21 protein-coding genes are annotated in these 19,834 nt (G+C 72.5%); 8 read left to right on the forward strand and 13 right to left on the reverse strand.

Annotated elements, in window-relative coordinates:
- Window positions 1-43 precede the first annotated feature (43 nt).
- Window positions 44-658: a TetR/AcrR family transcriptional regulator gene (locus AA23TX_RS30045; protein WP_155547402.1), complete on the reverse strand. Its 615-nt coding sequence runs from the start codon at window positions 656-658 to the stop codon at window positions 44-46.
- Window positions 659-839: 181 nt separating this feature from the next.
- Between AA23TX_RS30045 and AA23TX_RS30050 the strand changes: the two genes are divergently transcribed.
- A complete protein-coding gene (locus AA23TX_RS30050; protein ID WP_155546139.1) occupies window positions 840-1,460 on the forward strand; it encodes an HD domain-containing protein in 621 nt (206 codons plus the stop codon).
- 5 nt (window positions 1,461-1,465) lie between these two features.
- Window positions 1,466-1,912: an OsmC family protein gene (locus AA23TX_RS30055; protein WP_155546140.1), complete on the forward strand. Its 447-nt coding sequence runs from the start codon at window positions 1,466-1,468 to the stop codon at window positions 1,910-1,912.
- 21 nt (window positions 1,913-1,933) lie between these two features.
- On the opposite strand, the gene AA23TX_RS30060 is transcribed toward AA23TX_RS30055, so the two are convergent.
- Entirely contained in the window at window positions 1,934-2,188 is a 255-nt protein-coding gene (locus AA23TX_RS30060; RefSeq protein ID WP_155546141.1) for a hypothetical protein, read from the reverse strand.
- Between the two features lie 149 nt (window positions 2,189-2,337).
- Window positions 2,338-2,568: a hypothetical protein gene (locus AA23TX_RS30065; RefSeq protein WP_155546142.1), complete on the reverse strand. Its 231-nt coding sequence runs from the start codon at window positions 2,566-2,568 to the stop codon at window positions 2,338-2,340.
- Between the two features lie 141 nt (window positions 2,569-2,709).
- Between AA23TX_RS30065 and coaE the strand changes: the two genes are divergently transcribed.
- Window positions 2,710-3,894: a dephospho-CoA kinase gene (gene coaE, locus AA23TX_RS30070; RefSeq protein WP_155546143.1), complete on the forward strand. Its 1,185-nt coding sequence runs from the start codon at window positions 2,710-2,712 to the stop codon at window positions 3,892-3,894.
- On the opposite strand, the gene AA23TX_RS30075 is transcribed toward coaE, so the two are convergent.
- From AA23TX_RS30075 to AA23TX_RS30105, 7 genes are all read right to left on the reverse strand, one after another.
- On the reverse strand, window positions 3,891-4,514 hold the full coding sequence (locus tag AA23TX_RS30075) for a response regulator (RefSeq protein ID WP_155546144.1): 624 nt from the start codon (window positions 4,512-4,514) through the stop codon (window positions 3,891-3,893). The two genes, coaE and AA23TX_RS30075, sit on opposite strands and share 4 nt — an antisense overlap.
- On the reverse strand, window positions 4,511-5,782 hold the full coding sequence (locus AA23TX_RS30080) for a sensor histidine kinase (RefSeq protein WP_230862765.1): 1,272 nt from the start codon (window positions 5,780-5,782) through the stop codon (window positions 4,511-4,513). Before AA23TX_RS30080 ends, AA23TX_RS30075 begins: the two co-directional genes overlap by 4 nt.
- Complete coding sequence (locus AA23TX_RS30085; protein ID WP_155546145.1) at window positions 5,779-7,287, reverse strand: ArnT family glycosyltransferase; 1,509 nt, start codon at window positions 7,285-7,287, stop codon at window positions 5,779-5,781. The genes AA23TX_RS30080 and AA23TX_RS30085 overlap by 4 nt, the downstream gene beginning before the upstream one ends.
- Window positions 7,288-7,378: 91 nt before the next feature.
- Window positions 7,379-8,797, reverse strand: coding sequence for an ArnT family glycosyltransferase (locus tag AA23TX_RS30090; RefSeq protein WP_155547404.1), 1,419 nt, complete (start codon window positions 8,795-8,797; stop codon window positions 7,379-7,381).
- 68 nt (window positions 8,798-8,865) lie between these two features.
- A complete protein-coding gene (locus tag AA23TX_RS30095) occupies window positions 8,866-9,609 on the reverse strand; it encodes an ABC transporter permease (RefSeq protein ID WP_155546146.1) in 744 nt (247 codons plus the stop codon).
- Window positions 9,610-9,620: 11 nt separating this feature from the next.
- Window positions 9,621-10,526, reverse strand: a complete 906-nt coding sequence (locus AA23TX_RS30100) for an ABC transporter ATP-binding protein (protein ID WP_155546147.1) — start codon at window positions 10,524-10,526, stop codon at window positions 9,621-9,623.
- Window positions 10,527-10,643: 117 nt separating this feature from the next.
- Window positions 10,644-11,162 carry a ribonuclease FAU-1 family protein gene (locus tag AA23TX_RS30105; protein WP_155546148.1) on the reverse strand — a complete coding sequence of 173 codons (519 nt, stop codon included), beginning with the start codon at window positions 11,160-11,162 and terminating at the stop codon, window positions 10,644-10,646.
- Window positions 11,163-11,261: 99 nt separating this feature from the next.
- Between AA23TX_RS30105 and AA23TX_RS30110 the strand changes: the two genes are divergently transcribed.
- From AA23TX_RS30110 to AA23TX_RS30125, 4 genes are all read left to right on the forward strand, one after another.
- Entirely contained in the window at window positions 11,262-12,776 is a 1,515-nt protein-coding gene (locus AA23TX_RS30110; protein ID WP_155546149.1) for a DUF5685 family protein, read from the forward strand.
- 13 nt (window positions 12,777-12,789) lie between these two features.
- A complete protein-coding gene (locus tag AA23TX_RS30115; RefSeq protein WP_155546150.1) occupies window positions 12,790-13,395 on the forward strand; it encodes a carboxymuconolactone decarboxylase family protein in 606 nt (201 codons plus the stop codon).
- Window positions 13,396-13,441: 46 nt separating this feature from the next.
- Window positions 13,442-15,598, forward strand: coding sequence for an excinuclease ABC subunit UvrB (uvrB, locus tag AA23TX_RS30120; RefSeq protein WP_277875426.1), 2,157 nt, complete (start codon window positions 13,442-13,444; stop codon window positions 15,596-15,598).
- Between the two features lie 570 nt (window positions 15,599-16,168).
- Window positions 16,169-16,516 carry an MmcQ/YjbR family DNA-binding protein gene (locus AA23TX_RS30125; protein ID WP_155546152.1) on the forward strand — a complete coding sequence of 116 codons (348 nt, stop codon included), beginning with the start codon at window positions 16,169-16,171 and terminating at the stop codon, window positions 16,514-16,516.
- Here AA23TX_RS30125 and AA23TX_RS30130 read toward each other — a convergent pair.
- Entirely contained in the window at window positions 16,513-16,902 is a 390-nt protein-coding gene (locus tag AA23TX_RS30130) for a VOC family protein (protein ID WP_155546153.1), read from the reverse strand. The two genes, AA23TX_RS30125 and AA23TX_RS30130, sit on opposite strands and share 4 nt — an antisense overlap.
- Before the next feature lie 66 nt (window positions 16,903-16,968).
- Window positions 16,969-18,363: a S28 family serine protease gene (locus tag AA23TX_RS30135; RefSeq protein ID WP_155546154.1), complete on the reverse strand. Its 1,395-nt coding sequence runs from the start codon at window positions 18,361-18,363 to the stop codon at window positions 16,969-16,971.
- Between the two features lie 226 nt (window positions 18,364-18,589).
- On the opposite strand from AA23TX_RS30135, the gene AA23TX_RS30140 reads away from it, so the two are divergent.
- Window positions 18,590-19,093: an SRPBCC family protein gene (locus tag AA23TX_RS30140; RefSeq protein WP_155546155.1), complete on the forward strand. Its 504-nt coding sequence runs from the start codon at window positions 18,590-18,592 to the stop codon at window positions 19,091-19,093.
- On the opposite strand, the gene AA23TX_RS30145 is transcribed toward AA23TX_RS30140, so the two are convergent.
- Entirely contained in the window at window positions 19,090-19,830 is a 741-nt protein-coding gene (locus AA23TX_RS30145; protein ID WP_155546156.1) for an enoyl-CoA hydratase/isomerase family protein, read from the reverse strand. The genes AA23TX_RS30140 and AA23TX_RS30145 overlap by 4 nt on opposite strands.
- Window positions 19,831-19,834 lie beyond the last annotated feature (4 nt).

The raw sequence follows: 19,834 nt of genomic DNA on the forward strand, positions 1-19,834 counted from the left end.
CGGGGGTTCTCGCGGGTCGTTCGGCCGCTGACTGCTGCCCGCCTCAGCGGTTCCGCAGGCCCAGCCCGGTCATCATCGCCACCACTCCGCGGCGGTACATGCGCTCGTTCGCCTCGTCCGTCGGCGGGATGAACCAGTCCGGCAACGGCGTCCGCGAAGCCAGCATCAGCTCCGCCCCGACCAGGCCGTGCATCGCCGTCCACAGCTGGTACGCCGTCTCGCGGGCGTCCGCTCCCGGTGGGCACACCCGCTGGACGCGGGCGATGAACAGGGTGAACGTCGTCCGCAGCACCGCCGAGCGCAGCGCCGGATCGGGGTCGAACCCCGGGACCGGGCGCTCGAACATCAGCGCGTACCGAACCGGGCTCTCCCGGGCGAACAGCCGGTACTCGACCGCCAGGTGCAGCAGGTCCGCGACCCCGTCCGGGCCGGCAGGCGGCAGGCCCTCCAGCAGCTCCCGCAGCGAGTCGAACGTGCGCTCGTACAGCGCGTCGAGCAGGCCCGTGCGGCCGCCGAACCGCGCGTACACCGAGATCGTCGACGCGCCGGCCGCCTCGGCCACCCCGCGGACCGTCAGCCCGGTGACGCCGCGGTCGAACAGCACCGCCAGCGCCGCGTCCAGGAAGCGCTCGCGGTTGCCCTGCTCGGCGGGGCGCATCGACAGGTGCCTGGTGGCCACGGCGCACCCCCTTCGCGCACAACGACGTCCGGGTGACCCACTCGCAGCAAAAGATACGATATCCGGCGCGTCTTGGGAATGTGCCCGATGTCCGGATGTGCGGGATTCCCGTCCGGCGGACGCATGTCCGAGCACCGCGCGGGCGGGCATCGTCGACGTCATGACCATCGACGTCCCCGACACCGCCCTCGCCCGCGAAGCCGCCGAGTACGTCCGCGACACCGCGGGCCCGCTCCTCTACGACCACTCCGCCCGCGTCTACTTGTTCGGCGCGCTCCAGGGCCGCCGCCGCGGCCTCGGCTTCGACGCCGAGCTGCTCTACGTGGCGGCCCTGTTCCACGACCTCGGGCTCGTCGCGGGCCACCGCACCGACCGGCGCTTCGAGCTCGACGGCGCGGACGAGGCCCGGCACTTCCTGCTCGGCCACGGCGTCGACGCCGAACGCGCCCGGGTCGCCTGGACGGCCATCGCGCTGCACACCACCCCGGGCATCCCCGAGCACATGGAACCCGAGGTCGCGCTGGTGACGGCCGGGGTCGAGTACGACGTCCTGGGCATCGGGTACCACGACCTCCCCGCCGACGCCCGGGCCGCGGTCGTGGCCGCGCACCCGCGGCCGGACTTCAAGCGGCGCATCCTCGCGGCCTTCACCGACGGCATCCGTGACCGGCCCGACACGGCGTTCGGGAACGTCAAAGCCGATGTGCTGGCCCGGTTCGTGCCAGGCTTCGTGCGCACGGACTTCGTCACCACGATCTTGGACTCACCCTGGGAGGACTGACACCGATGGAGCACCCCGAGCCCGGCACGGTCGTCGTCACCGCGACCGGCGACGGCACCTACACGCAGCAGGTCACGACGGCGACCCACGAGCTGCTCGTCGACGAACCGGTCGCGGTCGGGGGCGCCGACGCCGGTCCGAACCCGTACGAGCTGCTGCTCGCGTCCCTGGGTTCGTGCACGGCGATCACGCTGCGGCTGTACGCGGACCGCAAGGGCATCCCGCTGACCCGGGCGACGATCCGGCTCCGGCACGACCGCATCCACGCCGAGGACTGCGCCAAGTGCGAGACCGAGCGCGGGATGCTGAGCCGGATCACCCGCGAGATCGAGCTCGAGGGCGAACTGGACGACGACCAGCGCGCGAAGCTGATGCTGATCGCCGACAAGTGCCCGGTGCACCGGACGCTGTCCGCGGAGATCGCGATCGAGACGCGTGAGACCGGCCGCTGAGGTTGAGCGGGGCTTCGGCCGTCAGGCCGCGGCGGCGTGGACGGTGGCCGGGCGGATGGCCGCCGAGCCCACCGCGGGGACCCAGATGCGCTCGAGTGCCGCGGCGCGGGCCTTGCGGCGGAGGCCGGCGAAGCTGTGCTTGGCCGGTACGAGCAGGGCGCTGAGCCACGTCCGGCGGTAGTCCGCGAGCGCCTCGGCCACGGTGCGGTGGAGAAGGCAGTGCACCAGCCCCGGCGTGCCGAGCCGGTGCTTCCCGGCGTGCTTGCTGTCCGCCATCGTTCCTCCGTGTGGGCGACCCTGTCGCGCGCACGGTACGCAGCCGGGCCCGTGAAGGTGAGGAAGCAACGCGGCGTGTCCGGATATCGGTTGAGTCACGCGTCACGTTCGCCTTGCGGGTCACCCGTTCGTATGCCCTCGCTCCGCCGTCAGGCGGGCGGGCCGCTGACCTCGCTCTTCGTGCACGTCGTGGGGAACGGGATCCAAGCGCTCTTCACCGCGTACAGCGGGCCCGACGGCTGGGCCCGCACCCGGTAGACACCGGACAGGCAGTGAACCGGCTCGGCCGGGGCGGCCACCGTGAACGCGGGCGCCCCCACGGCGAGGCCGCCCACCCCCAGCAGCACGACCGCCGCCCGGCTGATCCTCGTCATCTTCATGGTCCCTCCCTTGACCAGGCGGGTGGTAACCCGCTGCCGGTCCGATCGGAAAACGATTACCCGTGTTACGGGGCAGGCCAGTGCGTCACACGAATGGGCGCACCGCCCAGCGGGCCGTCCGGCCTGACTAGGGTGATCGGCATGTTGCGTGTGGGGCTGACGGGTGGGATCGGGGCCGGCAAGTCGACCGTGGCGAACCGGCTCGCGGAGCACGGTGCCGTCTTGATCGACTCCGACCGGATCGCCCGCGAGGTGGTCGAGCCCGGAACCGAAGGGCTCGCCCGGCTCGCCGAGGAGTTCGGGCCGGAGATCCTGGCCGCCGACGGGTCGCTCGACCGGCCCGCGCTCGCCGCGAAGGCGTTCGCCGACGACGAGTCGCGACACCGGCTGAACGCGATCGTGCACCCGCTGGTCGGCGCCCGCACCGGCGAGCTGATGGCCGCCGCCGCGCCGGACGCCGTCATCGTCCACGACATCCCGCTGCTGGTCGAAAACGGCCTCGCGACGGCGTACCACCTGGTCGTGGTCGTCGACGCGCCGGTCGAGGTGCGGGTCCGGCGGCTGGTGACGGCGCGGGGCATGGCCGAGGAGGACGCGCGGGCCCGGATCCGGGCGCAGGCGAGCGACGAGCAGCGCCGCGCCGTCGCCGACGTCTGGCTGGACAACGGCGGTGCCGAAGACGCCGTGCTCGCCGACGTCGACGCGTTGTGGGCCGACCGGCTCGTGCCGTTCGAGGCGAACGTCCGGCTGCGCCGGCCGCGGCCGCCGGTGTCCCCGAAGATCGCCGAGTACGACCTGACCTGGCCGGTGCAGGCCGAGCGGGTGCTCGCCCGGGTCCGCGCCACGGCGGGGGAACTGGCCCGCCGCGCCGACCACATCGGCTCCACCGCTGTTCCGGGCCTGCCGGCCAAGGACGTCCTCGACCTCCAGCTCACGGTGCCGACGGTGGACGACGCCGACACGCTCCGGGAGCTCCTGTCCGACGCCGGGTTCCCGCGCCTGGAGGGCGACTGGGTCGACGACGCCCAGGACGGCACCGGGACGTGGCCCAAGCGCCTGCACGTCGGCGCCGACCCGAAACGCCCGGTGAACCTGCACGTCCGGTCCGAGGAGACGCCCGCGTGGCGGCTCGCGCTGCTGTTCCGCGACTACTTGCGCGCGAACCCGGAGGAGCGCGACGACTACCGCGACGTCAAGCTGCGGCTGGCCGGCGAGCACGCCGAGGACGGCAACGTCGCGGCCTACGCGGATGAGAAGCAAGAGTGGGTCAACGGGGTGTTCGCCCGCGCGGAGAAGTGGGCCGCGACCACCGGCTGGACGCCCTAGGACCCCAGCAGCCCGCGTTCGAACGCGACGGCGACGGCCGCCGCGCGGTCCTTCACGCCCAGCTTCGCGTAGACGTGGATCAGGTGCGTCTTGACCGTCGCTTCGCTGATGAAGAGCTTCTTCGCCGCTTCCTTGTTGGTCGAGCCTCGGGCGACCAGGGTGAGCACCTCGAGTTCGCGCTGGGACAGGGCAGTCGGCACCGGCGCGCGCATCCGGCCCAGCAGCCGGCTGGCCACCGCGGGCGAGAGCACCGCCTCGCCGCGGGCGGCGGCTTCGACGGCGCGGAAGAGGTCTTCGCGCGGGGCGTCCTTGAGCAGGTAGCCCGTCGCGCCGGCCTCGACGGCGGGCAGGACGTCGGAGTCGGTGTCGTAGGTCGTGAGCACCAGGACCCGCGCCGGATTGCCCAGCCTGGCCAGCTCGGTGATCGCGGCGACGCCGTCGGTGCCCGGCATCCGCAGGTCCATCAGCACGACGTCGGGGCGCAGCCGCTCGGCCAGCGCGACGGCTTCGGCGCCGTTCGCCGCCTCGCCGACGACTTCGAAGCCGCGGCCGGTGAAGATGCCGCGCAGCCCGTCGCGGACGACCGGGTGGTCGTCGGCGATGAGCACGGTGATCGTCATGCGGAGGCCTCCGGCGGGGACGGTACGGCGGGCAGGACGGCCGAGATCGCGGTACCGCCGCCGGGCTCGGACTCGACGTGGAGCGTACCGGCGAGCCGCTGGACGCGGCGCCGCATCCCGGGCAGCCCGAAACCCGGACCAGGGGCGGGGGTGAACCCGGCGCCGTCGTCGCGGACGTCGAGGGTCACCTCGTCGTCCATGTAGGACAGGGTGAGGCCGACGCGGCCCGCCGCGGCGTGCTTGTCCACATTGGACAGCGCTTCCTGCGTGACCCGCAGGATGGTCGACTCGATCTCGGGGTGCAGCGGACGCGGGTCGCCGGTGGCCGTGACCGCGGCGGGCACGCCGGTCCGCTCGCTCCAGCGCGCCGCGATGCCGGCGAGCGCCTCGGGCAGCGACGCGGTCTCGAGGGCTTCCGGGTGCAGCGCGCGCACCGAACGCCGGGCGGCGGTGAGGTTCTCGCGCGCGAGCGCGTTCGCGGAGTCCAGGTGCCGCTGCCACTCCGCGGGCTCGTCCTTGGCCAGCGCGGCGGCTTCGAGCTGCGTGATGATGCCGGTGAAGCCCTGCGCCAGGGTGTCGTGGATCTCCTGCGCCAGCCGCTGCCGCTCGTCGAGGATCCCGGCTTCCCGGGCCTGGCTGAGCAGTTGCCGTTGCAGCCCTTCGTTTTCCGCGTGCGCCGCGGCGAGGTCGTCGAGCATGCGCCGGCGTTCTTCGTTCTGCCGGGCGATGGCCGTCGAGAGCAGGCCGCCGCCTCCGATCGCCGCCGTCTGCACGACGATGATCGTGACCCAGATGGCCGGCCGCTCGCGCAGGGCGTGCACGGGACCGCCGTTGCCGAGGGTGTTGATCAGCAGTGAGGTCACCGCCAGCGCGGCGAACGCGAGCCACGTGGGCCGCAGCCGCATGGCGGCCAGGAACGTGAAGATCATGAAGATGAGGAACGTGATGTCCCGGACTTCGAGGACGCTGCCCAGGCCGGCGATCCCGAGGAACGTCAGCAGGGCGAAGGCCGGCTGTTCGCGCAGCCGCGGCGGCGCGAGGACCACCGTGCCGAGCACCCAGAGCGCGGCCGCGGCGACCCAGGCGCCGGTGACCGCCCACCAGCGGGCGTCGTGGCCGCCGACGCCGAGGGTGACCGCGGTCGCGACGGCGAGCAGCACGCCGGGCAGGATCCGTTCGGCCCGGAACAGCCACGGCTGCCAGCCATCCGGGGTCCGCGCCGACTCCGGTGGCCACATCGGCCGGCTCCAGTCGACATCGAGGCTCACGCTCTCATGTCCTTCGACCGGGGCCAGATCACGTCCCAGCTCGCGGTCCGGCCGCTGAGCTGCCAGACCGGCATGTGCTCGCTCGCGTTGGCGACGCCGAGCCGGTTGCCGACCTGCCCGGCGATGTGCGTGCTGCCGAAGTACTTCGCGAGCTTCGACGGGTCGTAGCCGACGAAGAGCACCGTGTCGGCGTCGTCGGCGGGCCGGCCGAAGTACCAGAAGCCCCGGCTGGGGCTGTACGCCTCGGGCAGGCCGCGTTCGGGCCCGTAGCGGCCGAGCGCGCCCGCCTGCCAGTAGCCGCCGGTGACGATCGCCGTGCCCGGCGGGGCGGTCCGGTACAGCGCGGCGACGTCGTCGGCGAGGTCCGGCCAGCCGATCTCTTCGGCCGCGTAGGCGGGCCGCGGCGCGGCCGGGTGGTCGGCCAGCCAGTGCACCGGCCAGAGCGGCAGCGTGAACGGCAGGCTGAACAGCGCCGACAGCACGAACACCGGCCAGGTCGGCACCCATCGCCACCAGCGGGACGGCTCGAGTGCTTCAACGTGGACGGCGGCCGCGGCCCACAGCACGCCGAACATGCCGGCGGCGTAGTAGTACCGCCCGTTGGCGACCAGGAAGACCGCGACGACACCCAGCGCCGTCCAGCCGAGGAACCGGTACGGCCGCAGCTGCTCGCTCCCCAGCAGCACGGCGACGCCGTAGAGGACGCCGAGCGCGCCGATCACCCAGCCGGCGCCGGCCAGGAGGTTCGGGACGAAGCTCTCGCGCCCGCCCGCCGCGTCGACCTCGGCGCCGACCGCGTTCCCCATACCGAGCTGCGGCCAGCCGTTCGCGCGCTGCCACAGCAGTGTCGGCACCAGCGAGACGGCGGCGATCACCGCTCCCAGCCACAGCTTCGGGCGGCGAAGCAGCTCTCGCGGCCCGAACACGAGCACCGCGAGCCCGGCCACCACCCAGAACGCGCCGATGAGCAGCTTTCCGTTGAGCGCCACGGCCGTCACGACCCCGAGCCACACGAGGAGCGCGTCGGCCCGGGTGCGGACCCAGCGGACCAGCAGCCACAGCACGAGCGTCCACAGCAGCGGGTCGATCGTCGACGTCGCCAGGTAGTGGCCGCTGCCGACGAACTGCCCGCAGATCGCGTACGCCGCCGCCGCGCGTGCCTGCGCCTTGCGCTGCCCGCCGAGCTCCCGGGCGATCAGGGCGGTGACGACCACGCCCGCGGCGGTCGCGGCGATCGCCGGCAGCCGGAACACGACCAGGTTCCCGGGCGCGAGGGAGTCCATCGCCCAGGCCAGGAACGGGACGAGCGGCGGCTGGTCGGCGTAGCCCCACGCGAGGTGCTTGCCGGCGGCGAGGAAGTACAGCTCGTCCCCGAAGTAGCCGTAGCGGCCGGCCGTCAGCAGGAGCGCGAGGGCGGTGCCCGCCGCGAGCAGGGCGACCGGCAGCCGGGCGAACGGCGCGAGGGCGGCTTTCGACTGGTCGGGGGCCGTGGATACGGCGTCCATCATGCTCCTGTCGTCGTCCGGCCCGGTCCCTTCCGCACCCTACGGGGGCCCACCCGGCGCCACCGCGCGGAAGGTGACGCCGGGCACACGCTCACGGGTGGGTGTTGACCAGCTCCGGCCATAGCGCGGACCAGGGCCCGGTCCGGCCGGTCGCCAGCCACAGCGGCACGCCGTCGAAGTAGCTCGGCTTCGCGGAACCGGTGTCCACCTTGCCGATCGGCCGCACGCCGGCGAAGTGCCCGCGCAGCGGCCGCGGGTCCGCGCCCACGAACAGGACGTCGGTCGCCGTCTCGGGCGGCACCCCCAGGGTCGCATAACCGCGGTTGCCGCTGGCCGGCTCGGGCAGGCCGAGACCGGGGCCGTAGCGGGCGAGCGCACTGGCCTCCCAGTACGTCTCGGTCACCACCGCCGTGTGCTCCGGGCCGGGCAGCCGGGCGAACGCGCCTGCCACCGAGTTCGTCCCTTCCGGCCAACCGATCTCCGCGAAAGCGAGCGCCGGCGCCGGCAGTGCCGGGTGTTCGGTCAGCCACGCCCGCGGCCAGACCGGCAGCGAGACGGGCAGGACGAGCACCGCCGCGAGCACGTAGCACGGCCAGGTCGCGACCCACCGCCACCAGCGGGCCGGCTCCCGGCGTTCGAGCGCGACCGCGGCCACCGCCCAGCAGAGCGGGTACATCCCGGCGAGGTAGTAGAACCGGCCGTTCACCGCCAGGAACACGAGGGTCAGCAGCAGCGTCGTCCAGCCGAGGAAGCGCAGCTCACGGCTGCGCAGGAGCCGGTACAGGCCGTAGCAGAGCAGGACGGCACCCACCGGGAGCCCGGCGGTGAGCAGCGCCGTCGGCAGGAACAGCAGCCGCCCGCCCCCGCCGTCGGCGACCTCCCGCGAGATCGCCGCACCCATGCCCAGCTGGGGCCAGCCGTGCGTGGCCTGCCAGACCAGCGTCGGGACCAGCGCCGCCACGGCGATCGCGGCGCCGAGCCACAACGCCGGGCGCCGCAGCAGTTCGCGGGGACCGCGGACCAGGAGTGCGACCCCGGCGGCGAGCCAGAACCCGCCGATGAGGAACTTCGCGTAGAGCGCGACCGCCGTCACCACGCCGGCCAGGACCAGCAGGCTGTCGGCCCGGGTGCGCAGCCACCGGACGAGCAGCCACAGCAGCAGCGTCCACAGGAACGGGTCCACTGTGGACGTCGCGAGGTAGTGCCCGCCCGCCAGCAGGTTCGTCGAGACGGCGAAGGTCGCGGCGGCGAGCGTCTGTGCCTTGGCGCCACCGCCCAGCTCCCGGGCGATCAGCGCGGTGAGCACGACCCCGCCGAGCGTCACCAGCATCGCGGGGATCCGCAGGACGAACGGCGAATGCCCGACCTCGTCCATGATCCTGGCCAGCAGGGGAAGCAGTGGTGGCTGGTCGACGTACCCCCAGGCCAGGTGCCGTCCGGCGGCGAGGAAGTACAGCTCGTCGCCGAAGTAGCCGTAGCGGTTCGCCGTCAGCAGCAACGGGATCGCCATCAGCGTCGTGACGATCGCCACCGGGACGACGGCGACCGATCGGATCCGGGCCGGGGCGGGCGCGAGCGTCACTCCCACCGGAACACCCGCACCGCGACGGTGGTGCAGACGACGGCGAAAGCCGCCATCGCGCCGAGCTGCAGCAGCTCCGGGGCGTCGCCGGCCCAGGTGGCGCGCAGCGCGTTGAGCGTCGCTCCGAGCGGCAGGACGTCGGCGACGTGCTGCAGGAAGACCGGCAGCTGCTCCTTCGGCACCCAGACCCCGCCCAGCGCCAGCATCGGGAAGAACAGCGCGCTGCCGATGCCGCTCGCCGCGCGACCGGTCGGTGCCAGGGCCGCGACCAGGAGCCCGACGGAGAACAGCGCGAGCGCGCCGAGGACGATCGAGAGCAGGAAACCGCCCGGGTTGCCCGGCAACGGGATGCCGAGCACGAGCCGGCCGACGCCCGCGACGAGCAGGACCACGACGACCGCGGCCGCCAGGTTCACCAGCAGCTGCGCGGTGAGCAGCCGGCTCGGCGGCACCGGGCTCGCGGAAAGCCGTTTGAGCAGGCCCTTTTCGCGGTAGGTGGCCATCGTGTTCGGGAACAGCGTCAAGGCCAGCATGGCCAGCAGGATCGTGACGGCCATCGGCGCGATCACCGTGGCCAGTGCGCTGTGCCCGCCGTACTTCGGATCGGGCTCGTTCGCGCCGGGCAGGAGCCCGAACACGAGCAGCAGGGCGAGCGGGATGCCGACGACGATGGCCGGGGCACCCGGGTCGCGCAGGAACACCTTGGCCTCGGCGGCGGTCAGCTTGGTCAGGACGGACATGGTTTCCCCCTTCATTCCGGCCGGTGGCCGGTGAGCGCGACGAAGGCGTCGTCGAGGCCGGCCTGCTCGACGCGCAGGTCCCCGGCGATCACGCCGAGCCGGGCCAGCAGCGACGTCACCGCGTGGAGCACGTTCCCGGTGCCGCTGACCACGACGCGGTCGCCCTGGCGCTCGGCCTTCCGGACCTCCGGCAGCGCCTCGAGCGCGGCGGGGTCCAGTGGGGCCGACGGCCGGAACCGCACGACCTGCTCGTCGGCCACCCGCGCGACCAGCCCGGCCGGCGTGTCGACGGCGACGACGCGCCCGGCGTCGATGACCGCGATCCGGTCGCAGAGGCGCTCGGCTTCGGCCATGAAGTGCGTGACCAGCAGGATCGTGACGCCCTGGGCCCGCACGGTTTCGATGAGGTCCCAGGTGTCGCGGCGGGCCTGCGGGTCGAGGCCGGTGGTCAGCTCGTCGAGCACCGCCAGCTCCGGGCTCCCGATCAGCGCGAGGGCGATGGACAGCCGCTGCTGCTGACCGCCGGAGAGCTTCTTGTACGCCTTGTCGCGGTGCTCGGTGAGCCCGAGCGTGTCGAGCAGCGTGTCCGGGTCCGCCGGGGTGCGGTAGAAGGCGGCGTAGAGGTCGAGCAGCTCGCCGACCCGCAGCTTGTCCTGCAGCCGCCCCTCCTGGAGCTGCACGCCGACGCGCTGGCGCAGCTCGGCCCGGTCCCGGTGCGGGTCGCGACCCAGCACCGAAAGCCGGCCGCCGTCGGGCGTCCGGAGGCCCTCCAGGCACTCGACGGTCGTGGTCTTGCCCGCGCCGTTCGGGCCCAGGATCCCGAAGATCTCGCCGCGCTCGACCGTGAACGACACGTCGTCGACCGCGACCTTGTCCCCGTACCGCTTGTGGAGGTGTTCGACCTCGATGACCGGCATGGCGCCGACCCCCTTCTCGATCCGTTGTCGCTGGATCGAGAATCCCGCGCCGGCCCGGTCCGGCACGTCGTCGGAACGGTCCGCGTCGCATCCGTCATCCGGTGGATGCGACGGCCCCTAGGGGTGCCGGCGCCAGGTCAGCGTGATGTCCTTCGTGGACAGCCAGGCGGCGAGGTCGTAGCCGTGCGCGGCCAGCCCCTCCACCGCCGCGTAGGTGGTTTCGAGGGCGTACTGCGCGTCTTCGGCGGTGACGAGACCGGCGGCGTGGGCTTCGAGGAGCTCGTCGGTGTCGATCACCCGCAGCGACAGCTTGTCCTTGAGGACGATGTCGACGTAGAGGTCGGTGGCGACCCAGCGCGGGCCGTCGCGGCGGACGCGGACGACGTCGAGGTAGAAGTCCTGGTCGCGTTCGTGGCCGGGGGTGAACCAGAAGTCGGTGAACCGCAGCCCGAGCCCGGGCACCAGCCAGGACTCGAGGTAGTGGAACTGGGCGCGGCCGGGCGCGGGGCGGGCGAGGTACAGGCCGAACGGCTCCTCGCGGTACTCGTCGACCTCGCGGACGATGCCCTTCGGGTCGATGTTCGCGCGCGCGGCGGGGTCGAAGACCTCGACCTTCGGCGGGTGCAGTGCGGCCATGGCGCTCATCCTGCCCGGCGGGTCACGAATCGAGCAGACGCGACGCGCGCGCCACACGTTCGGGCTAAGGTGCGCCGACTGTGAGTGAGGGGACTGGGGATGTTCGGGATCATCAGGCCGTGCCGGCATCGGCTGTCCGAAGGCCTGCACGCGGACTGGCTGGCCCACCTGTGCGGCCTGTGTCTGACGCTGCGTGACGAGCACGGGCAGCTCGCCCGCGTCGTCACGAACTACGACGGGCTGATCATCTCCGCGCTGGTCGAGGCACAGGCACCGCGAGGGGAGCTGCGCCGCGACGCTGGGCCGTGCCCGCTGCGGGGCATGCGGGCGGCATCGGTGGCACGCGGGGAGGGCGCCCAGCTCGCGGCGGCGGTGTCCCTGGTGCTGGCGGCGGCGAAGGTGGACGACCACGTCGAGGACCGCGACGGCGCTTTCGGCCGGCGTCCGGTGGCGCTGGCCGCGCGGCGGGTCGCGGCCCGGTGGGCGTCGCAGGGCAGCAGTACCGGCGGCCGGGTGGGGTTCGACACTTCGGTGCTGGTGGAGGCGGTCTCGCGGCAGGGTTCGCTGGAGCGGTCTCTCGGGGTGGGGGATTCGGCGCTCGCCGCGACCGAGCCCGCCGAGCTGGCCACCTCCGCGGCTTTCGCGCGGACGGCGGAGCTGGCCGGGCGCCCGGGGAACGTGGCCCCGCTGGCGGAGGCGGGCCGCCTGTTCGGCCGGGTGGCGCACTTGCTGGACGCGGTCGAGGACCACGCGGCGGACGCGGCGGCGGGAGCGTGGAACCCGTTGCGGGCCACGGGAACTTCCCTGGACGAGGCGCGCCGGTTGTGCGATGACGCGGTGCTCGGGGTGGAACTGGCGTTGCGCGAAGCCGAGTTCGCGAAGCCGGGGCTGGTGCACGCACTGCTGGTCCACGAGCTGCGGCAAGCGGTTCGGCGCGCCTTCGGACACGGTTCGGCGCACGGCCACAGTCATGCCCACGGCCCGGCTTCCGGTGCCGGTCCGGTGGTGGGAAGCGGCTTCGGGTCTGGCCTGACCTCCGGCGCTGGTCCGGTGGGTGGAAGCACCTCGGATGTCGAGTCCGGGCAGCAGCCGCCGCCCGGGTGGATCGGGCCGGGGCCCACTCCACCCCAGCACCCGCAGCAGCCTCCGCCGGGCTGGATCGGCCGGGGGCCGACGCCCCAGCAGTACCCGCACCAGCCGCCGGGCGGTCCGGGGTCCGGTGTGCCGCAGGGCTTTCCGCCGCCCGGCGCACCCGGCCCGGGCGGACCTGGTGGCCGCGGGCCCGGCGGCCCTGGTGGACCCGGCGGCCCAGGAGGTCCCGGTGGTCCAGGCGGCCCCGATGGCCCCGATGGACCCGGCGATTCCCACGGCCCGGAGCCGCTCGACGGCAAAGGCGGCGGCCTCTGGTACCCGAAGTTCGCCGTCCCGGCGAAGAAGCGCAACTTCTTCCTCGGCTGCGCGCTCACTCCCTACATGTGCTGCACCTGCCAATTCTGCTGCCGCGATCCCTATCCTGGGCCGTGGAGCGGGAAACCGCACACGACCGGCGGCTGCGACTGCGGCGGCTGTGACTGCGACTGTGGTTGCTGCGACTGCTGTGACTGCAGTTGCTGAAGGGGGCAGCGGGATGACGATGGACGACCTGCACGACCGGGGCCGCGAGACCTTCGCCGGGCTCGTCGACGGCGGCGCGGAGCGGCTCGACGCGTTGTTCGCCACCGTCCCGGCGCTGGGCGAGCTGGCGGTCGGCACCGTCTACGGCCACCTGCACGAACGCCCGGCCCTGGACGCCCGGACGCGGGAGGCGGCCACCCTGGCGGCGATCGTCGCGGCGGGGATGGTCGGGCCGCCGCTGAGCGTCCACCTCCGCACCGGCCTCGCCTCGGGGCTTTCGCCGGCCGAGATCTGCGAAGTCGTCGTCCAGACGGCCGCCTTCGCGGGCTTCCCGCGTGCGGTTTCGGCCGCCGACCAGCTGAACCGCCTCTTCGAAGGCCACGGCCTGCCGATCCCGCCTCCGCCGTCGCCGCGTGAGGTCGTGCTGACGTACCTCGCGGAGCCCGAAGCCGAGGTCGCCGAGGTGCTCGGGGAATTCCCGCGCACCGAGGTCCAGGCGACCGGACCCGACCGGGTGCTCGTCTCGTGTTTCGGGGACGCCCCCGTGCCCGGTGCCGTCCTGCACTGCGCCGTGACCGGCGGCGAAGTCACGTCCGTCACGGTGTTCCGACCCTCCTGACCAGGGCCGACGGAAATTGTCGGTGGTGAGTCGTACTCTGGTCGACGTGGCTTTCGCAACCGAACACCCCGTGCTCGCCCAGTCCGACTTCCGGCCCGTCTCGGAGATCCCCCGGACCGGCGGCCGCTTCGAGGTGGTCAGTGACTACCAGCCCGCCGGTGACCAGCCGGCGGCCATCGACGAGCTCGAACGCCGCGTCCGCGCGGGCGAGAAGGACATCGTGCTGCTGGGCGCCACCGGCACCGGCAAGTCGGCGACCACGGCGTGGCTGATCGAGCGCGTCCAGCGCCCGACGCTGGTGATGGCGCCGAACAAGACCCTGGCCGCGCAGCTGGCCAACGAGCTGCGCGAGCTGTTCCCGCACAACGCGGTCGAATACTTCGTCAGCTACTACGACTACTACCAGCCCGAGGCGTACATCGCGCAGACGGACACCTACATCGAGAAGGACTCGTCGATCAACGACGACGTCGAGCGGCTGCGGCACTCGGCGACGATGAACCTGCTGTCGCGGCGGGACGTCATCGTGGTCGCCAGCGTCTCGTGCATCTACGGCCTGGGCACCCCGCAGTCCTACCTCGACCGGTCGTCGATGCTGAAGGTCGGCATGCAGCTCGACCGGGACGTGTTCCTGCGGGCGCTGGTGGACGTGCAGTACACGCGCAACGACATCGCCTTCGCGCGCGGCACGTTCCGGGCGCGCGGGGACACGGTCGAGATCATCCCGGCGTACGAGGAGCTGGCGATCCGCGTCGAGTTCTTCGGCGACGAGGTCGAGAAGCTGTACTACCTGCACCCGCTGACCGGGGACATCGTCAAGGAGGTCGACGAGGTCCGGATCTTCCCGGCGACGCACTACGTCGCGGGCCCGGAGCGGATGGAAAAGGCGATCCAGGGCATCGAGAAGGAGCTCGAGGATCGCCTGGCGGAGCTGGAGAAGTCCGGCAAGCTGCTGGAAGCGCAGCGGCTGCGGATGCGCACGGCCTACGACATCGAGATGATGCGGCAGGTCGGGTTCTGCTCCGGCATCGAGAACTACTCGCGCCACATCGACGGCCGCGGGGCGGGCACGGCGCCGGCGACGCTGATCGACTACTTCCCGGACGACTTCCTGCTGGTCATCGACGAGTCGCACCAGACGGTCCCGCAGATCGGCGGCATGTACGAGGGTGACATGTCCCGGAAGCGGAACCTGGTGGAGTACGGCTTCCGGCTGCCGAGCGCGGTCGACAACCGGCCGCTGACCTGGGAGGAGTTCTCCGACCGGATCGGGCAGACGGTGTACCTCTCGGCGACGCCGGGGCCGTACGAGATGGGCCAGGCGGGCGGCGAGTTCGTCGAGCAGGTCATCCGGCCGACCGGCCTGGTCGACCCGAAGGTGGTCGTGAAGCCGACCGAGGGCCAGATCGACGACCTGGTGCACGAGATCCGCGAGCGCGCGGAAAAGGACGAGCGCGTCTTGGTCACCACGCTGACCAAGAAGATGTCCGAGGACCTCACGGACTACCTGCTGGAGCTGGGCATCCGGGTGCGCTACCTGCACTCGGAGGTCGACACGCTGCGCCGGGTGGAGCTGCTGCGGCAGCTGCGGGCGGGCGACTTCGACGTGCTGGTCGGCATCAACCTGCTGCGCGAGGGTCTCGACCTGCCGGAGGTGTCGCTGGTGGCGATCCTCGACGCGGACAAGGAGGGCTTCCTCCGGAGCGGAACGTCCCTGATCCAGACGATCGGCCGCGCGGCGCGAAACGTCTCGGGCGAGGTCCACATGTACGCGGACAAGATCACCGACTCCATGCGGCACGCGATCGAGGAGACCGACCGCCGCCGGGAGAAGCAGGTCGCCTACAACGTGGAGCGCGGGGTCGACCCGCAGCCGCTGCGGAAGAAGATCGCGGACATCCTCGACCGGGTGTACAGCGAGGCGGAGGACACCGAGCAGGTCTCGGTGGGCGGCTCGGGCCGCAACTCGTCGCGCGGCAAGAAGCCGGAGCAGGGCGACCGGGTGCGCAGCTCGGGGATGCTGGTGGACAAGGACGTGTCGGCCATGCCGCGCGCCCAGCTGGCGGACCTGATCCAGCAGATGACGGACCAGATGATGCAGGCGGCACGCGATCTGCAGTTCGAGCTGGCCGCTCGGCTTCGCGACGAGATCCAGGATTTGAAGAAGGAGCTGAGGGGCATGGACGCGGCCGGCATCAAGTAGGCGACACCCGGGGCCGGGGCCGGGGCCGGGGCCGGGGCCAGGGCCAGGGCATGTGGGGCGAGGGCCGGGCCGGTTGGGCCGGGGGAGGTTGGCGGGCCGGTGGGGCTGTGGGCTGAGCGGGGCAGTGGCCTGCTGGCGAGGTGGTGAGGCGCCGACCCGGTGGCCTTGTCCCGAGGTCGGCTACCCGCCGTCGGATAGCGTCGCTGGGGCAGCCGCGACGATGCCGCCGCCGAGTAGCGGCGCTGATCGGTGGCCTTGTTCCGAGGTCGGCTACCCGCCGTCGGATGGCGTCGCTGGGGCAGCCGCGACGATGCCGTCGCCGAGTAGCGGCGCTGATCGGTGGCCTTGTTCCGAGGTCGGCTACCCGCCGTCGGATGGCGTCGCCGGGGCAGCCGCAACGATGCCGTCGCCGGGCGGCGGCGCTGACCGGTCGCCTTGCCTGGTGGCCGGCTACCCGCCACTGGGTCAGCCGCGACGACGAGCGCTGCCGCCCAGCGGCGCGAGTGTTCCTCTGCCGGCCGTCGTCGGCGGCTCGTGCTTGGTCCGTCGTGCACTGAGGAGGCCTGAACCGTGAACATCGAAGCCGTCGTCGCCTACTGCCTTGGCAAGCCCGGGGCCGAGGAGACCTACCCCTTCGGTGACCACGTGCTCGTCGCCAAAGTCGGGGGCAAGGGCTTCGCCTTCATCAGGCAGGACGAGCCCGGCAGTGTCGCCCTCAAATGCGGTGCCAGCCGAGACGAAGCCGCCGAGGTCCGGGAACGGTACCCCGACTCCGTCACCGTCATGGACTACCTCGGCCGCTACGGCTGGAACCGCGTCGCGCTCGGCGCCGCTGTTCCCGGTGCCGAGCTCGAAGAGCTCATCGACGCCTCCTACGACGACGTCGTCCGGCGGCTGCCGAAGGCGAAACGTCCTTAAGACGGCGCCGGCGCTTCGGAGTCCGGTTGCAGCATGCCGAAGATGTTGCCTTCGGTGTCCTTGACGTACGCCAGCCACCCGACGCCCGGCACCGGGTTCTTCGGCAGCGCCAGCGATCCGCCCGCGTCGCTCACCGCGGCGAGGGACGCGTCGAGGTCGGCGACGTCGATCGTGTTCACGAAACCGTGCACCGGCGCTGATTCCGCGGGCGCCGGGCCGACCCGCGGCACGAGCCCGCCGTCGATGCCGTCACCCTCGCCGGTCGTGATCACCCAGTACGGGACGTCGCCCCAGCGCTCGAACTTCCAGCCGAACACCGCCGTGTAGAAGGCGACCGCGCGTTCGGGGTCGCCCGCGTGGATCTCGAAGTGGACGGGACGAGGCATGGGCGTCTCCTCGGGCCGGGGCCGTCAAGTCGACGTGAGACTACGCCCGGCCCGGGGAAACACAAGTCACAGCGGCGGCCGCGCCGAAAGGGTGACGTCGGTGTCGAAGTCCGGGAACCCGGCCGGGGCGCTCCTCGCCGTCAAAGCGGCCGCGGGAGGCAAGCCGGCCCAGCGGCGGACCGTCGCCGTCGCCGCGGCGGCGTCGGCCGCGGGCAGCTGCGCGATCTTCGAGCCGTGGTTGCCGCCCGGGACGTAGTAGCGGTACGAGTCGCGGCTGCCGAAGCCCAGCTCGAACGGCTCGGCGCCCCACGGGTCGTTCGAGCCGTACACGAACAGCAGCCGGGTGCCGCGGGACTTCACCCAAAAGTCGACGTCCGGCATCGCCAGGTAGTCGAACCGCGGCAGCTTGATCGACGCCGGCACGAACGTCTTCGGCTGGTCGGCGCCGGGGTAGCGGAGCAGGTCGCGCAGGTAGCCGTCGTAAGCCTCGGGGGAGCCCAGCTGGACCGCCGCCTGGTAGTAGTACGGGATGTACGGCGCCAGGTCCTGGTCGGAGTAGGTGTTGAGGCTCTCGACCTTTTCGTACCAGGCGTAGACGTCGGCCGCGGGCGCGCCCGGCGCCGGCACCGTCGCGCAGTCCGCCTGCTTCTGGTACTGCCAGAACGCGAAGTACGAGTCGATCACCGAGATCTCGAGGGACTTGTCGGCCGAGCCGACGATCGAGAACGTCAACCCGCGGCGAGCCGCGTCCGCCGCGGCGATCACGCCCAGTTCGTCACGCCGCTTCAGCGCGTCGCGCTGGATCGCCTTCAACGCGTCGCGGCAGCCCGGGTCGTTGCCGACGCGGGAGAGGAACCGGTTGTAGACGTCGAGCGGGTCGATGACGTCGTTGGGCGCGACGTACGGGATCGTCGCGTCGACGTCGTCGGGGAAGAAGCGCCGGAAGTACGTCGCGGTCATGCCGCCCTTGCTGCCGCCGGTGGCCAGCCACTTGCCCGGGTAGATCGCCTTGAACGCCTGCACCGCGCGGTGCTCGTCCGCGGCGGCCTGCCAGATCGTCAGCTGCTTCGCCCAGTTCTCCGGCTGGGGCCGCGACGGCGTGAAGTACCGGTACTCCATCGACAGCTGGTTGCCGTCGACGATCTGCGTCGGCTCCGACCGGTTCGGCGCGGTGCTGACGTTGTAGCCGCTGGTGAAGGCGACCGTCGGCGCGGCGAAGTCGCGGTGCAGCAGGGTGAACCGCTGCTGGAACGTGCCCGCGCCGGGGTGGCGGTGGTCGGCGGGCTGGGTGAAGGTCAGCTCGAAGAACCGGAACCCGGCCGGCGCCGGGTCCTCCTTGACGATCGTCAGGCCGGGGATCTTCCGCAGCGCGGCCTCGATGTCGGTCGACGCCCCCGCGGCGGGCGCGAGCCCCACCACGGCCAGCACGACCGCCGCGACGGCGGTGAACAGTCTGCGCATGGACGCACCCTCCCCGGCTTCGGATCCCACCGTGGGACCCTCACAGAACCGGCCGCGGTCGGCAATCGGCTGTCCGGGCGCAGAATCGGTCAGGTTCCGACTTTCGTCGGGTGGTGCGCGCGTCCTCATCCGTGCGCAACCGCGGGCACCGTGCGAGTTGTCCGGGTGATCAGCGCCACGTTACGGTCCGAAACCGTAGGCACCGGCATCGAGCGAGGGGTCCGCCATGAAGGTTTCCGACTGCCCTACGACGCAGGTCGAAGTCCGCATCGCCGCGCGACCGGCCGAGGTCTGGTACTGGCTGCTCGACATCGACCTGCCGGCCCGGTTCTCCACCGAGTTCCAGGGCGGCGGCTGGGTCGAGGGCACCGAGCCCGGCTTGGGCGCCCGGTTCCGCGGCCGCAACTCCCATCCCGTCGCCGGGGAGTGGGAGACGGTCTCGACGGTGACCGGCTACGAGCCCGAGCGGCTGTTCGCGTGGGCCGTGATGGACGTGGAGAACCCGGCCGCGTCGTGGCGCTTCGAGCTCGTCCCCGACGGCGACGGCACGATCCTGCGCCAGTGGGCCCAGATCGGCCCCGGCCCGTCCAACCTGACGACGATCATCGGCTCGATGCCCGAGCACGAGGAGGAGATCGTCGCGATGCGGCTGGGCGAGCTGCAGGGCAACATGCAGAAGACGGTCGAAGGCATCAAGGCCCTCGCCGAAACCGGTGTCCACGCCGCCTAGCGGAGCACCTTGTCCACATAGGACTTCACGGCGGCGAGCGCCGCGGGCGAGCGCCACAGCCGCTCCACCTCGGGGTCGTCGGTGTGGCGGTGCTCGGCGATCCGCTCGTGGAAGGGCTGGCGGATCTGGGCCTTGGTGTGCGCGAACGCCTCGGCGGGCAGCTCGCCGAGGCGGGTCGCGACGGCGAGCGCCCGGTCGAGCACGTTCTCCGGTGGAGCCAGCTCGTCGACCAGGCCGCGGGCGAGGGCGTCCTCGCCGCCGTACGTCGAACCCGAGTAGGTGAGCGACGGCAGCGGCGCGGTGCCGTAGGCGCAGCGCAGGATCTCCAGCGCGGCCAGCGGGAACGGCACCCCGACCAGCAGCTCGGTCACGCCGATGGTGCCGCTCCCGAGCACGCGGTGGTCGCAGGCCGCGGCGAGCACGGCACCGCCGGCGATCGCGTGCCCGTTCAGCGCGGCGACCACCGGACGCGGGAAGCCGAACACGGCCAGCAGCGCGTCGGACAGCAGCGGCAGGAACTCCGAAACGTACGCCGCGCCGCCGTCGTGGATCCGCTTGAGGTCGACGCCCGCGGAGAAGATGCGGCCGGTACCGGTGAGCACCACGGCGCGGGCTTGCGAGGCTTCCTCCAGCCGGAACACGAGCTCGCGGCAGGAGTCGCTGTCGAGGGTGTTCCCGCCGCCGTGGTCGATCCGCAGCACGGCGACGTCGTGGTGGCGCTCCAGGGTGATCGGCACGCGC

Source organism: Amycolatopsis camponoti, assembly GCF_902497555.1.
Taxonomy (GTDB): Bacteria; Actinomycetota; Actinomycetes; order Mycobacteriales; family Pseudonocardiaceae; genus Amycolatopsis; species Amycolatopsis camponoti.

What these genes read in the sequence shown, in the direction of transcription:
- AA23TX_RS30045 (WP_155547402.1), bottom strand. Translation starts at nt 658, where the DNA reads ATGCGCCCCGCCGAGCAGGGCAACCGCGAGCGCTTCCTGGACGCGGCG.
- AA23TX_RS30050 (WP_155546139.1), top strand. Translation starts at nt 840, where the DNA reads ATGACCATCGACGTCCCCGACACCGCCCTCGCCCGCGAAGCCGCCGAG.
- AA23TX_RS30055 (WP_155546140.1), top strand. Translation starts at nt 1,466, where the DNA reads ATGGAGCACCCCGAGCCCGGCACGGTCGTCGTCACCGCGACCGGCGAC.
- AA23TX_RS30060 (WP_155546141.1), bottom strand. Translation starts at nt 2,188, where the DNA reads ATGGCGGACAGCAAGCACGCCGGGAAGCACCGGCTCGGCACGCCGGGG.
- AA23TX_RS30065 (WP_155546142.1), bottom strand. Translation starts at nt 2,568, where the DNA reads ATGAAGATGACGAGGATCAGCCGGGCGGCGGTCGTGCTGCTGGGGGTG.
- coaE (WP_155546143.1), top strand. Translation starts at nt 2,710, where the DNA reads ATGTTGCGTGTGGGGCTGACGGGTGGGATCGGGGCCGGCAAGTCGACC.
- AA23TX_RS30075 (WP_155546144.1), bottom strand. Translation starts at nt 4,514, where the DNA reads ATGACGATCACCGTGCTCATCGCCGACGACCACCCGGTCGTCCGCGAC.
- AA23TX_RS30085 (WP_155546145.1), bottom strand. Translation starts at nt 7,287, where the DNA reads ATGGACGCCGTATCCACGGCCCCCGACCAGTCGAAAGCCGCCCTCGCG.
- AA23TX_RS30090 (WP_155547404.1), bottom strand. Translation starts at nt 8,797, where the DNA reads ATGGCGATCCCGTTGCTGCTGACGGCGAACCGCTACGGCTACTTCGGC.
- AA23TX_RS30095 (WP_155546146.1), bottom strand. Translation starts at nt 9,609, where the DNA reads ATGTCCGTCCTGACCAAGCTGACCGCCGCCGAGGCCAAGGTGTTCCTG.
- AA23TX_RS30100 (WP_155546147.1), bottom strand. Translation starts at nt 10,526, where the DNA reads ATGCCGGTCATCGAGGTCGAACACCTCCACAAGCGGTACGGGGACAAG.
- AA23TX_RS30105 (WP_155546148.1), bottom strand. Translation starts at nt 11,162, where the DNA reads ATGGCCGCACTGCACCCGCCGAAGGTCGAGGTCTTCGACCCCGCCGCG.
- AA23TX_RS30110 (WP_155546149.1), top strand. Translation starts at nt 11,262, where the DNA reads ATGTTCGGGATCATCAGGCCGTGCCGGCATCGGCTGTCCGAAGGCCTG.
- AA23TX_RS30115 (WP_155546150.1), top strand. Translation starts at nt 12,790, where the DNA reads ATGACGATGGACGACCTGCACGACCGGGGCCGCGAGACCTTCGCCGGG.
- AA23TX_RS30130 (WP_155546153.1), bottom strand. Translation starts at nt 16,902, where the DNA reads ATGCCTCGTCCCGTCCACTTCGAGATCCACGCGGGCGACCCCGAACGC.
- AA23TX_RS30135 (WP_155546154.1), bottom strand. Translation starts at nt 18,363, where the DNA reads ATGCGCAGACTGTTCACCGCCGTCGCGGCGGTCGTGCTGGCCGTGGTG.
- AA23TX_RS30140 (WP_155546155.1), top strand. Translation starts at nt 18,590, where the DNA reads ATGAAGGTTTCCGACTGCCCTACGACGCAGGTCGAAGTCCGCATCGCC.